The organism is Vibrio tapetis subsp. tapetis (assembly GCF_900233005.1).
Lineage (GTDB): Bacteria > Pseudomonadota > Gammaproteobacteria > Enterobacterales > Vibrionaceae > Vibrio > Vibrio tapetis.
Map to the genome: position 1 here is coordinate 508,202 of NZ_LT960611.1, position 12,335 is coordinate 520,536.

At 44.7% G+C, this 12,335-nt stretch carries 10 protein-coding genes; 6 read left to right on the plus strand and 4 right to left on the minus strand.

All coding sequences use genetic code 11. From position 1 onward, the window contains the following. The first annotated feature begins 152 nt into the window (after positions 1-152). The gene (locus VTAP4600_RS02385; protein ID WP_102521324.1) at positions 153-671 is read left to right on the plus strand and encodes a DUF2058 domain-containing protein; all 519 of its coding nucleotides are present in this window, start codon (positions 153-155) and stop codon (positions 669-671) included. 109 nt (positions 672-780) lie between these two features. On the opposite strand, the gene VTAP4600_RS02390 is transcribed toward VTAP4600_RS02385, so the two are convergent. The 3 genes from VTAP4600_RS02390 to VTAP4600_RS02400 all read right to left on the minus strand — a co-directional run bounded on the left by VTAP4600_RS02390 (position 781) and on the right by VTAP4600_RS02400 (position 5,135). Next, positions 781-2,154 (minus strand): L-cystine transporter, encoded by a 1,374-nt coding sequence (locus VTAP4600_RS02390; protein WP_102521325.1) that lies wholly within the window; start codon positions 2,152-2,154, stop codon positions 781-783. Positions 2,155-2,343: 189 nt separating this feature from the next. After that, positions 2,344-3,042, minus strand: coding sequence for an NAD(P)H-binding protein (locus tag VTAP4600_RS02395; RefSeq protein ID WP_102521326.1), 699 nt, complete (start codon positions 3,040-3,042; stop codon positions 2,344-2,346). A gap of 92 nt (positions 3,043-3,134) precedes the next feature. Further along, positions 3,135-5,135, minus strand: coding sequence for a methyl-accepting chemotaxis protein (locus VTAP4600_RS02400; protein ID WP_102521327.1), 2,001 nt, complete (start codon positions 5,133-5,135; stop codon positions 3,135-3,137). 596 nt (positions 5,136-5,731) lie between these two features. Between VTAP4600_RS02400 and cobT the strand changes: the two genes are divergently transcribed. The 5 genes from cobT (at position 5,732) to btuD (ending at position 10,463) form a co-directional block, all read left to right on the plus strand. After that, the gene (cobT, locus tag VTAP4600_RS02405; RefSeq protein ID WP_102521328.1) at positions 5,732-6,796 is read left to right on the plus strand and encodes a nicotinate-nucleotide--dimethylbenzimidazole phosphoribosyltransferase; all 1,065 of its coding nucleotides are present in this window, start codon (positions 5,732-5,734) and stop codon (positions 6,794-6,796) included. A gap of 99 nt (positions 6,797-6,895) precedes the next feature. After that, complete coding sequence (cobU, locus tag VTAP4600_RS02410) at positions 6,896-7,429, plus strand: bifunctional adenosylcobinamide kinase/adenosylcobinamide-phosphate guanylyltransferase (protein ID WP_102521329.1); 534 nt, start codon at positions 6,896-6,898, stop codon at positions 7,427-7,429. Positions 7,430-7,586: 157 nt separating this feature from the next. Then, complete coding sequence (locus tag VTAP4600_RS02415) at positions 7,587-8,663, plus strand: succinylglutamate desuccinylase (protein ID WP_102523872.1); 1,077 nt, start codon at positions 7,587-7,589, stop codon at positions 8,661-8,663. A 68-nt stretch (positions 8,664-8,731) separates the two neighbouring features. After that, positions 8,732-9,727, plus strand: a complete 996-nt coding sequence (gene btuC / locus VTAP4600_RS02420) for a vitamin B12 ABC transporter permease BtuC (RefSeq protein ID WP_102521330.1) — start codon at positions 8,732-8,734, stop codon at positions 9,725-9,727. Further along, positions 9,714-10,463 (plus strand): vitamin B12 ABC transporter ATP-binding protein BtuD, encoded by a 750-nt coding sequence (gene btuD / locus VTAP4600_RS02425; protein ID WP_102521331.1) that lies wholly within the window; start codon positions 9,714-9,716, stop codon positions 10,461-10,463. The genes btuC and btuD overlap by 14 nt, the downstream gene beginning before the upstream one ends. A gap of 136 nt (positions 10,464-10,599) precedes the next feature. On the opposite strand, the gene VTAP4600_RS02430 is transcribed toward btuD, so the two are convergent. Further along, positions 10,600-12,042, minus strand: a complete 1,443-nt coding sequence (locus VTAP4600_RS02430; protein ID WP_102521332.1) for a glyceraldehyde-3-phosphate dehydrogenase — start codon at positions 12,040-12,042, stop codon at positions 10,600-10,602. Positions 12,043-12,335: the final 293 nt, after the last annotated feature.

Consider the following 12,335-nt stretch of genomic DNA (forward strand, 5'->3'; position numbering starts at 1 on the left):
ATCAACCTTATAAACGGAATTAGTCATCTTGGTTTTGTGAGCTATAGGGTAAATAATGGTTCCGAATGAATGTTTGCGCATCGTTTCCTTAGTTGTATTCAGTGTTTGAGTCATGCGACAATTAGGGAAGAAGGTTCTAACTTGGAAAGATGATGGCAAAGTTAACGCTACAAGAACAAATGCTTAAAGCTGGTTTAGTCAACGAGAAGAAGCTGAAAAAAGCAAAGAAAGGTGCTAAGAAGTCTCGAGTCCAAAAGCGAGAAGCCGTCGAGGCAGTAGAAGCGAATAAAGCGGCGCAGCTTGAGAAAGACAAAGCGCTGAATCAACAACGTAAAGATGAACAGCTGGCGAGAGAGTTCAAAGCTCAAGTGAAGCAACTTGTGCAAATGAATAAGCTTGAACTAAAAGAAGGCGATATTAAGTACAACTTTACCGATGGTACATTGGTTAAGTCGATGTACGTAGAGAGCTTAATTCATACTCAATTAGTCAAGGGCATTCTTGCTATTGCACGCTATGACGGCGGCTATGCGGTTATCCCAGGCGTTGTGGCAAAGAAAATTCTGATGCGAGACGAAGAGACGGTTATCGAAAACAGCACGGCTGAAGAGATTCCAGCAGAAGATGACCCATACGCAGATTTCGTCGTACCAGATGATCTCATGTGGTAGAAACGAATATTTAAACTCAATTCGTGATATTGCCTATTGAGTTGACCGAGCAAATAAAAACCGGCATTTCATTTGAAGTGCCGGTTTTGTTTTGTCTATTGCTAAGGTATTACGCTTGTTGAGCTTCTTGCTCTGGCGTTTTATCTTTGTTCTTTAACAGACGGCTCGTAATCGTACCTGCTGTCATCGCACCGGATACATTAAGCGCAGTTCGGGCCATATCAATCAATGGTTCAATCGAAATCAGAAGTGCGGCGATTGTTACTGGTAAGCCCATTGCTGGTAGGACAATAAGCGCTGCAAAGGTTGCGCCGCCACCCACTCCGGCAATACCGAATGAGCTGATTGTAATGATGGCAATCAAAGACAGAATAAAGTTGATGTCCATTGGGTCGATACCGACGGTTGGAGCGACCATTACAGCCAGCATAGCAGGGTAGATACCGGCACAACCGTTTTGGCCGATCGTCGCACCAAATGAAGCCGACAAGTTAGCAATTGCTGGTGGTACGTTAAGCTTGGTAATTTGAGCTTCTACGTTCAGTGGAATCGTTGCTGCTGAACTTCGAGACGTGAATGCAAAAGTCAGCACAGGCCAGATTTTTTGGAAATACTCTTTTGGGTTTACGCCAACGAACGAAACCAAAATACCGTGAACAACGAACATCAGAATGATTGCTACGTAAGAAGCTACGATGAAGCCAAGTAGGTTAAGAATGTCAGACGCGCTAGACGTCGCTACAACTTTAGCCATAAGAGCTGCGATGCCATATGGCGTGAGGGCCATGATCATCTTCACTAGGCGCATTACAATAGATTGCGCAGCTTCAACAAAGGTACGAATTGGCGCTTCAAGCTCTTGCTTTTCAATCATCACCTTACGAGCTGCAATACCCGTCAAGATACCGAAAATCACAACAGCAATAATCGACGTAGAGCGTGAGCCGGTTAAATCAGCAAACGGATTGGTTGGAATGAAGCTCACTAGCATTTGTGGGATCGTTAAGTCGGCGACACTACCAATGCGGTTTTCCAGCGTAGCGATGCGAGCCGTTTCACGAGCGCCTTCGGTTAATCCTTCTGCTGTTAGACCAAATACTTGAGTGACCGCAATACCAACCACGGCAGAAATCATCGTGGTGACGAGCAAAACAGAGATGGTTAATCCGCTGATCTTCCCGAGTGAACCAGAATTTTCCAGTTTAACCACGGCGGCAATCATAGAAACCAAAACCAATGGCATGATGATCATTTTAAGCAAGCCAACATAGCCACGGCCGACAACATTCACCCATTCTAGGCTAGCGGCAATGGCGTTATGGCCTTCACCGTAGATAAGTTGTAATCCGAGGCCAAAAGCACTACCGAGAACTAAACCAAAAAGTACTTGGCGTGAAAGAGTTGAGCCTTTTTTCTGCTGCAAACTGAGAAAGAAAAGAAGGGCAGCAAAAACAGCGAGATTCGCAATAACAGCCACTGACATAAACGTAATCCTTAAATTTGGTGGTAGATTTTATAAATACCTACTCGGTAAGTCATATAAAGAATGAAATTCTATGGCGGTAGATTACTGGTAGTGGTTTAGATCACAAAGTCGCGATCGTGATTAGATATAATCTTTGGTTATACAATTGATTGTATTATCACCAGGTTCGTATGTTATTCGTACTTATTATCGGTATTTGTTTAATAATGCCCACATTTTTTTACTGTCGAGTACTTGGGTTGTTCCGCCAAAGTCGCTGTCGGTTTGAAGTAGGCTATACAGCATTGCTGTTGCAACGTCGTCTCCAGAGATAGGGCGAAAGTTGGTAAATGGGCCGATTAATAACGGGCGAGCAAGCGAAAGCAGTTTTTCACTGATGATTTCACCCCTGCGAGGTTTGGTTCTTTCTCCAGACAGTGGCCCTGGCCTTACAATCACAAGGCGTTCAAACCCTAAGCCTCTTAGTGCTTGTTCCATTTTCCCTTTGCAGCGTAAATAGTGAGAGGGTGAATGAGGATGTGCACCGACACTCGAAACAACCGCCAACCTTTTTGTTCCAACAAGTTTCATGGCATGGGCTACTTGGCAAACGAGATCATAATCTATATGGCTCAGTGCTTGTTTGCTGCCCGCATCTTTGAGAGTCGTGCCAAGGCAGATAAGCCCTAATTCTGGTGGTTCAGTATTATCATCCCACTGAGTGAGGGACAAAGTACTGTTCTGATGTTCGACTAATTTTGTATCAGTCATGTTGAGTGAGCGGCGAACGAGCGCGTGAATAGAGGTGACGTTGTTATCCGACAGCAATTGAACCAGCGCACTGTGCCCAATAAGGCCACTGGCGCCAGCAATCATGACGGAAATATTTTGGTTAATGTTATGCATCTCGTGACCACAAAGGAAGATAGTCTTGAGATTATATAGGATAAATTACCAGCAAAATGCTCACGAGTGCACAGCCTTATTACGTTATGCGGTTAAGTATGCAGTTTGAACTCTCCTAATTGGCTCTGCACTTTATCGACTTCTTGCTGATAGCTGATAACCGTGTTCGTCATCTCAGATGCTAGGCTGCCCGTTCTATCCGAAATTTCATTAAGGTTATCGATATCTTGGTCAACCGCTTCACTGGCTTTTGATTGTTCGGTAGTGGCGTTTGCGATGCTATTAATATGTTCACCCACGGCTTCGATAACATGTTCAAGCTGCGAAACGCTGTCTTTTACCGAATTAACCGAAGTGAAGGTATGCTGGCTTGCATCATTACTCTTACGCATGTTTTCAACGGCACGTGCGGTGTTGGTCGAAATTTTGTCCAGTAAGGCGCTGATGTCCTCGGTGGCCTCTTTACTTCTTTGAGCCAAATCACGAACTTCAGAAGACACAACGGCAAATCCGCGCCCGTGTTCACCTGCTCGTGCTGATTCGATTGCAGCGTTCAAGGCTAGCAAGTTGGTCTGCTCTGAAATACTGCCAATGGTCGAGACGATGCTGCTAACGCTTTGGGCGTCTTTTTCTAACTCTTCCATGCATTGCTGCGTTTCGTCGATTTGATTAGACAGGCTCTGAACATTGTCGAAAGAGGTTTCACTTTGTGTTAAGCACTGCTCAACTTGCTGATTCATTTTTTCAGTTTCAAGCGAGGCACTATTAGCTGAGCCCGCAATATCTGTGCTTGATTGGGTCAGTTGAGTCATGGCGGCTGCGATGTTAGCGCATTTACCGGATGTTTCTTGGCTACTGCGAACCAAATGTTGGGAACCAGATACAATCGATTCCAACTTCTCAAGGCTATTCGCGTTAGTGTCTGTCACACCGCCTAACAACACGCGTATGTTTGTGGTGAGTTGGTTCACGCTCGTGGATATCTGAGAAATCTCATCTTTACCCGATTCATCTAAAGACTGACTTAAATCACGATTTTGGGACATGATGGCCAGAGTTTTCGTGGCGCTGCCAACGGTGGAACGCAGCATTCGAACACATATAAAGAGAGAAAATATTAGAGCTAGTGACAAAATAAGCGTGGTAGTTAACGTCAGGTATTTATTGTATGTGGCTTCGTTTTGCTCACTAACAGACAAAGTAATCATTTTTTGCTGGATGAGGTTACGAACTCCGTTAATCAATTTGATTCGGCTGGTAGCGGCAGCAAACCAGCTCGAAGCTTGTGGCCCTTCTACACGATCAAGGGTGTTCTTTTGTGCTAAGAAATCGCGCTGAACATCTTCAACTTGCTGCCACGCCGAGTTAGCTTCGGCTTTATTCAATTCATTAATGAACTCGCTAGGCATCGTTAGGGTTGCGTTTCGTTGGGCGTAGTGACCAGATTCAAGGTAGTTTTGAATATTGCTGTATAAACCCGCCGTTGCAGATTTTCGAGCGAAAACCCCATTCAGTGCGCCACGAACTTGGCCCGCACGTTCTTTCATGGTCATAACGGCAATTAGAGACTCTCCCAGTCGACTGACTTCCGGTGTGCTTATTTGAGATAGCAACAAAGCTGCGTTGTCTATGGCAAGCTGATTGATGTTTGAGTAGTACGAAAAAGGGGAGAGTGTTGGTTTTAATGTGTCGACTTGGCGACGGACTTCATTCAAATCGCCTAACTGTTGTCTCACGTTTTGGATCAAGTCTTGAGTTAACTTAGGCGCAATGTGGAGAGATTGACTGCCTAATAAATTTGAGGCGTGCGTATCTACTTTCTTTCGCTGCTCTGCCAGTTTGGCTACTTGCGGCCCCTTGCCTTTGCTACCTAATACCCCGGCAGTTAAACCGCGCTCAACGGCTAGGTTGTGAGCCAAATTATCGTATAGCACGATAAGCGTGACAACATCGCTATCTTGTAGGGTCTGGTTGGCTTTGGTGTTGAAATGAGAGACAAAAGTGAGCGCAAGTATAATAGCAAGCACAATGGGTACTCCCGCAATAGCCGTTACAGTAACGTATAGCGGAAAACGGCGAAATAGGCTTTGCATAGCCACTCCTTTTGATGTTGAACTAATAGTTGTTCTACTTAAACGTAGTATTTTTCCATTAGCTTAGTATAATTTTGCTGTTTTTCCGTCTGATTGCTTTATTAATTCGGCTATTTGGTGGTTAGAAACCCAGTTTTTGATCTAACTCTCATTTCAAGTGGCGCTTAACTGTTAACTCGGTTTAAATGCTCATGTTATTGAAAGGGGCAATTGGTCTTTTTCTTTGGGCTTACCTTTTGATTGCGGTGCTTTATTTCGAGATGTTGAACTCATTGGTTTTTTAGGTTTAGGGGTTAATAACATAGATTTCTCCTTTGATGGTTCTGATGCCTTCAGTAAGGAGATCTAGCATATTTAATGCCACAATAAACTGTGCTCTATCCGTGTTTGAGTCGTGATAATCGCGTTGTGCCAAGGATAATTAGGCAAAATGAGAATGAAATGTTCAATGTGAGAATGACGATAATCAACATTAGGAATGTTTTTCTGTGGGAGTATGAGCCAAAGCCCACTAGGTCTATGACAAATCAACAAATTTCATGGTTTGTCATTAAAGTTAAAGGTAAACTATGGCTAAATTTTGTAAGGAAGCAAATATGTACCCGCAGCTAGATACTCAATTCAACGAAACCATTCAGCACATCATCGACACCAAAACTAAACCCGTAGGCTCGCTTGGCCAATTAGAGAAGGTGGCTTTTCAATTGGCTCTGATTCAAAGCCAAGGTAAAGAAAGTGCGACAACGAGTATTACTTTAAATAAGCCAACCATGCTGGTATTTGCAGGTGATCACGGCATTGCTGCAGAGGGTGTGAGTATTGCACCTAGTGAAGTGACTCAGCAAATGGTGATGAATTTTTTAGCGGGAGGCGCAGCAATAAACTGTTTCTGTCGTGTTAGTGACATTGAATTGCATGTGGTCGATGCAGGCATATTGGCTCCGTTAGCCACGCCAGAATCATTTCCGTTAAGCGATAGTTATCATGAGCAGCGACTGGGTTCTGGTACCGCTAACATAGCAAAGCAAGCAGCCATGACTATTGATGACGTTAAGCAAGGCTTGAAATACGGCGCAAATATTGTGGAACACTGCGTTAACCAGGGCAGTAACTTCCTTATGTTTGGTGAAATGGGCATCGCGAATACGTCAAGTGCGACGGCTTTATTGTCGGCTGTAACACAACACCCAGTTGCTGAATGTGTGGGCGTCGGAACGGGCATTACTGATGAGCAATTGATTAAAAAAACACAGCTGATTGAACAAGGTGTTGAACGGTTTCTAAGCCTGCATGACAGAGCCAATACAGAGCAAGCTCTTGCTGAACTGGGCGGTTATGAAATTGTGCAAATGGTTGGCGCATTCATCGCTGCGCGTAAGAAGAATGTTCCTGTCTTGGTTGACGGGTTTATCGTATCTGTTGCTGCTTTAGTCGCAACGTCACTCGACGCATCGTCGAGAGAAACCATGATCTTTGCCCATCATTCAAAAGAAGCTGGGCACGTTCGCGCATTAAATGCGTTGCAGGCGACCCCTCTTATTGACCTAGAGCTAAGGTTAGGTGAGGGCACTGGCGCTGCACTGGCTTTTCCTTTAGTTAAAGCCGCCGCTGAGTTTTACAATGAAATGGCCAGTTTTGAAAGTGCAGGCGTTACGGTGTAGCTTCTCCGCGATCGTGAATAAGCTTGGTGAAGAGCACGGCCATTAAAAAAATGCGGTAACCAGTGTTGATAAACAATCAAATCCATATCAGAGAGCAATATAATGATTCATTTAATCTTGGGTGGCGCTCGTAGCGGCAAGTCGAGTTACTCAGAAAAGCAGTCCTTAGACGTTGCGACACAACATGAGAAGCAGCTTCATTATATTGCAACCGCTATTTCATTTGATACCGAAATGGAAAGTCGCATCGAGTTGCATCAACAACAAAGAGATAAGCGTTGGCAGCTCCATGAGTGCCCGACCAAGGTGCCAAATTTACTCTCTTGCTTTGCTCACCAAGATGTCATTTTAGTTGATTGCTTAACATTATGGCTGAACAACGTGTTGTTTGAGTTAGGAGATGATGCAAGAAGCCAAGATATTGAACGCCGTGTTGATGAGCTAGTGAATGCCATTGCTGGGTGTAAAGGTGACATTTTCCTCGTCTCTAACGAGGTGGGGTTGGGCGTTATTCCAATGGGAAACCTCACTCGAAAATTTGTCGATCACGCGGGGTGGATGAATCAAAAAATAGCCAGAGTCGCAAACAACGTTACTTTTGTGGCGGCGGGCTTGCCTCTTAAAATGAAGTAGCACTTAGTACTTAGTACCTTAGCGTTTCGACTGGTTAATGAATGGCATAAAAGTAGCTTGGTGATCTGGTTATAGTTCTCGTTACTTACCTTACACTTTGTGTTTACAATGAGTTAACATGTGGCGTGTGCCCATTTGTTTGCTGATTGGAGTGACTATGCAAACCGCGATATTTCAAGAATCATTTCTAAAAGACACGTTGAACCTCGAATTGAATGCAGCGAAAGGCGCCCATTCATTGGCCAATGGCGCAAAACTTAACCTTCTAGCGCGTGGTGTTGTTGAGTTTGTCCCTGCCAGTATCGGCTTAGATACAAAGCACATTATTATTTCTACCGGCATTCATGGCAATGAAACCGCGCCAATAGAGCTTGCCGCCCAAATGGTGGAAGACATTATTGGCGGTACGCTTCAACCTTTGCACCGATGCCTATTCATCATTGCTCACCCAGCGTCTACTAATGCTGAAACGCGCTTTATTGATGAAAACCTTAATCGCCTATTTTTCGATGGCCCGTCCACAGCGAATGAATCTTCAGAAGAGATCAAACCTGAAACAACGGAGTCGGTGATCGCCAAGTCGCTCAAAAAGTATGTAACGGATTTCTATCAAGATACCGCTACACACCTTCGTTGGCACCTTGATTTACACTGTGCAATACGAACTTCTCAGCATTATACGTTTGCGGTCAGTCCTCATACCGAACATAAAGTAAGAAGCGAAGCACTGTTCGATTTCCTAGCAGGCTCAGACATTGAAGCCGTGTTGCTTTCCAATTCGGCGAGTAGCACATTTAGTTGGTACTCTGGCCATGTTTTTGCCGCCCAGGCATTGACGATGGAGCTTGGGCAGGTGGCCAAGTTAGGCTGCAATGATCTGTCGCTTATAGAAGGGTTTAGGAAAGGCTTAATCGATTTGATTTGTGGAAGTGAATCGACGTCGACATCGAGTGGTGAAGACACAATAACGTCCATTAAGCTGTACCGCGTTAATCGCACTATTAACCGTACTCACGAAGATTTCAGTTTCACTTTTGATGACAAAGTAGCTAACTTTACTGCGTTCTCTCTAGGGGAGTTGTTAGGGTTCGACGGAGAAACTCTGCTTTATGCAGATGCAGACGGTGAAGCCGTTGTCTTTCCCAATGCCAATGTTGCTGTCGGCCAGCGCGCGGCATTAATGGTCGTTGAAGCGGAAGGTAAGTTCGAAAACGAACAACTGGTATACATTTGATGTGTTAGGGGTTTTCAATTCTTTACTAAATCGGTAAGGTATCAGCCCCTTTGCTTGAACATGCTTCTATGGACTTTAATCGTTTACTGATCCAAAAACAAAATCACTGGCGACGCAGCTTTATAATCGCTGCTGTTTTATTGGTTTTACTAAGCCTCGCTTATCTGGCGATAGGTGAAGTGTTCATTACTCCAATGAACGTCACTGAGCCTCTTCACCAAATGCTATTCATGGAATTAAGATTGCCTCGATTACTTGCGGCGATCGCGATTGGATCGGCACTGGCGGTTTCTGGCGCTAGCCTTCAGGTGTTACTCGGTAACTCGCTAGCAGAGCCGGGCGTCTTGGGTATTTCTGGTGGCGCGAGCCTTGCTATGGTCGCGGTACTCTTTTTTCTGCCTTTTGCTCCTAGTCCCGAGTTGTACATGTTGTCGGCGGTTATTGGGTCTTTAGTTTTTACCTTTCTCATTGTGACTGTTGCACAAACCATGCGCTTGAGCACCCCGCGTCTTTTATTAGTTGGTGTTGCATTAGGCATACTATCTAGTGCTGGCGTCACTTGGGCTTTTTATTTTAGTGACGACATGAGTTTACGAATTCTCATGTATTGGTTAATGGGAAGTATAGGCGGAACCAGTTGGCCCCAGCATAGTTTAACGTTGGTCATGATCCCCATTGTTATCTGGTTGTGTAGGCAAGGAACCAAACTCGATAAACTGATGATCGGGGAAGTGCATGCTAAACAATTGGGTGTCGATGTAGCAAAACTTCGTTGGCAGTTAATTTTTGCGGTTTCATTGCTGGTGGGCATGTCGGTTGCGTTAGGCGGGATCATTAGTTTTGTTGGTTTGGTGGTTCCCCACTTGTTACGTTTAGCATTTGGCTGCGAGAATCGGTATTTGTTGCCGATGTCCGTTATTGCCGGGGCTGCATTGTTGGTCTTTGCAGATATCATTGCCAGAATTGCGCTTACCTCAGCTGAATTGCCGCTAGGGGTCGTTACCACGACGATTGGTGCGCCAATCTTTATATGGATGCTATTAAAAAACCATGATTTGCGTTAATGATTTATCCGTAGGCACTCGTCTATTGCCGCTTTCCTTTAAGGTTGAAAAAGGCGAAATCTTGCATATCATCGGCCCAAATGGCAGTGGTAAAAGCACCTTGTTAGCCGCGATGTCGGGTTTGTTAGAGTGTGATGGAACAATCCACCTTCAAGGTGAAGATGTTGCCAAGTTGAGCCTCGATGCGCTATCAACAAAACGGGCGTATCTTTCTCAGCAAGCAAGGCCGGCTTTTGCTTTGAACGTTCATCATTTTTTGTCTTTGTCGGTGCCCGCAATGGCGGATCAAAAAGCCGTCGCCGAAGCGGTATCTGAAATTTGCGTTAGGCTAAAAGTGGAAGACAAGCTGGAGCGCTCTGTGAATGAGCTTTCAGGGGGGGAATGGCAACGAGTGCGCCTTGCGGCTTTGTGCATTCAGATATGGCCAACCTTGAACCCTTATGGTCAGCTATTGATTTTAGATGAGCCTGCTGCACCGTTAGATGTAGGGCAAGAAAGTATGATGTACGAGTTGGTACAGCAGGTCGCACAGCTTGGTTTGAGTGTGGTGATGGCCAATCATGATCTCAATCGAACATTACGCCACGCAGACAAAGTACTCCTGCTTGATAAAGGGGTTGTGAGGGGGTATGGCAGCAGCGAACAAGTGCTGACTCCGGATTTACTTTCTGATGTTTATCAAACCAAAGTAGAAAAACTGGATTCGGACAAGCGCTCGTATTTGTTGTTTGGGTAGCCGTGTCGGTAGGGCGATGTATTGGGTACTTACTGGTTTCTAGCAATGCCGATTTCCAACAAAGTGAAAACCGGCAGAGGTCTAGTATAACAATACGGTGAAAACGCTTAATGTTAGGTTATTTAGCGTTCAAGTATTATTGGGTTTTCTGTGGGTAGGTTTCAAAACGTACCCCCATCATTTGTTCCATACAGTGAACAACCTGACAGCTGTAACCAAATTCATTGTCATACCAGATGTACAAGACGCAACGATTATCTTGAGCAATCGTTGCTGCACCATCCACCACGCTTGGGTGTCTTGAACCAACGATGTCGGTAGAAACCACTTCGGTAGAGTCGGTATAATCTATTTGACCAGAAAGCTCGGAATTGAGTGCCATTGAACGCAAATACTCATTCAGTTCATCTTTATCTACCGTGCTGTCCAAATTCAAATTCGCTACCGCCATCGATACATTTGGCGTAGGGACGCGAATTGAATTACCGGTAAGTTTGCCCGCCAGTTCAGGCATGGCTTTGGCAACGGCGCTTGCTGCACCCGTCGAGGTTAGAACCATATTCAAAGAAGCCGATCGACCACGGCGCTCGCCGCTATGGAAATTATCAATCAAATTCTGATCATTGGTGTATGAGTGCACCGTTTCAATGTGGCCAGAAAGCACACCGTATTTGTCATGTACTGCTTTAAGTACAGGTGTGATGGCATTGGTGGTGCAGCTTGCCGCGGAAATGATCGTATCTTCCGGTTTAATCACAGACTCATTCACGCCGAAGACGATGTTCTTAATGTCTCCTTTGCCCGGAGCCGTCAGTAAGACTTTACCTGCGCCATGACACGCTAAGTGGTTATTCAACCCTTCGCTATCGCGCCACACACCCGTGTTATCAACGACTAACGCATCTTTAATGCCATGTACGCTATAGTCGACTTCAGCTGGGCTATTTGCGTAAATAAACTGAATGTAATTACCATTAACAATGAGTGCTTTGCGTTCTTCATCAACGGTAATACTGCCATTAAAATTGCCGTGAACAGAGTCTCGGCGTAGAAGGCTTGCACGTTTTGCTAAGTCGCCTTTTTTGCCTCCACGAACCACAATTGAACGAAGGCGTAACGGATAGCCTTGGCCACTTTTTTCGACCAGTAGTCGAGTCAGTAGTCGACCAATACGGCCAAAACCGTATAAAACCACATCTTTAGGTTCCGTCATTGGTGCTTGGTTAAGAGGCGTGTCTAGTGCGGTATGAAGGTAGTCATTAAGATTATGAAGATCATCGTGATCTTGCCAATAATCAAAAGCCAATTGTCCTACGTCAATGCGGCATGGGGAAAGCGACATTTCGTTTAAATGTTGAATAATAGGAAGCGTTTGGTCTGTTGTGATGTCTTGGCCAACATAACGGCGTGCCAAGCGGTGTGCTTTGATGATATCAATCGTAGAGGCATTGATCATCATACGGCCAAAGATAGTAACTTCAACGCCTTTGTGGCGGTATAACTGACCAAGAATAGGGGAGATTGCTTCGGAATTGGTTTGGCTTGTTTGCCAATCGAGAAGATAGCTTTCAGGACTCATCGCTGTTTGGACCTTTCACGTTTTTGGGCCGTTTTTGTTGGGTACATTACGGCCGATTGAGGGATCATTACTCAGTAAGTAATGTTTTTCTTTTGTTATTTTTATGTGGCGGGATTGTAGGTTTGAAAGGCTTATTCTGCTAGTAAAATTAATGTGACTGAAACATGACCAATATTGAGTAAGATAAACCCAGTTGTTTGAAAAATGGTGCAATACCTAGCGTGTTTTGTGTGGGAATAATGAAGTTAATTTGCGATGAAAAATGTACTGATCACAGTGAAAGTTAAATACGT

What these genes read in the sequence shown, in the direction of transcription:
- VTAP4600_RS02400 (WP_102521327.1), bottom strand. Translation starts at nt 5,135, where the DNA reads ATGCAAAGCCTATTTCGCCGTTTTCCGCTATACGTTACTGTAACGGCT.
- VTAP4600_RS02395 (WP_102521326.1), bottom strand. Translation starts at nt 3,042, where the DNA reads ATGCATAACATTAACCAAAATATTTCCGTCATGATTGCTGGCGCCAGT.
- VTAP4600_RS02415 (WP_102523872.1), top strand. Translation starts at nt 7,587, where the DNA reads ATGCAAACCGCGATATTTCAAGAATCATTTCTAAAAGACACGTTGAAC.
- VTAP4600_RS02390 (WP_102521325.1), bottom strand. Translation starts at nt 2,154, where the DNA reads ATGTCAGTGGCTGTTATTGCGAATCTCGCTGTTTTTGCTGCCCTTCTT.
- VTAP4600_RS02430 (WP_102521332.1), bottom strand. Translation starts at nt 12,042, where the DNA reads ATGAGTCCTGAAAGCTATCTTCTCGATTGGCAAACAAGCCAAACCAAT.
- VTAP4600_RS02385 (WP_102521324.1), top strand. Translation starts at nt 153, where the DNA reads ATGGCAAAGTTAACGCTACAAGAACAAATGCTTAAAGCTGGTTTAGTC.
- btuD (WP_102521331.1), top strand. Translation starts at nt 9,714, where the DNA reads ATGATTTGCGTTAATGATTTATCCGTAGGCACTCGTCTATTGCCGCTT.
- btuC (WP_102521330.1), top strand. Translation starts at nt 8,732, where the DNA reads ATGGACTTTAATCGTTTACTGATCCAAAAACAAAATCACTGGCGACGC.
- cobT (WP_102521328.1), top strand. Translation starts at nt 5,732, where the DNA reads ATGTACCCGCAGCTAGATACTCAATTCAACGAAACCATTCAGCACATC.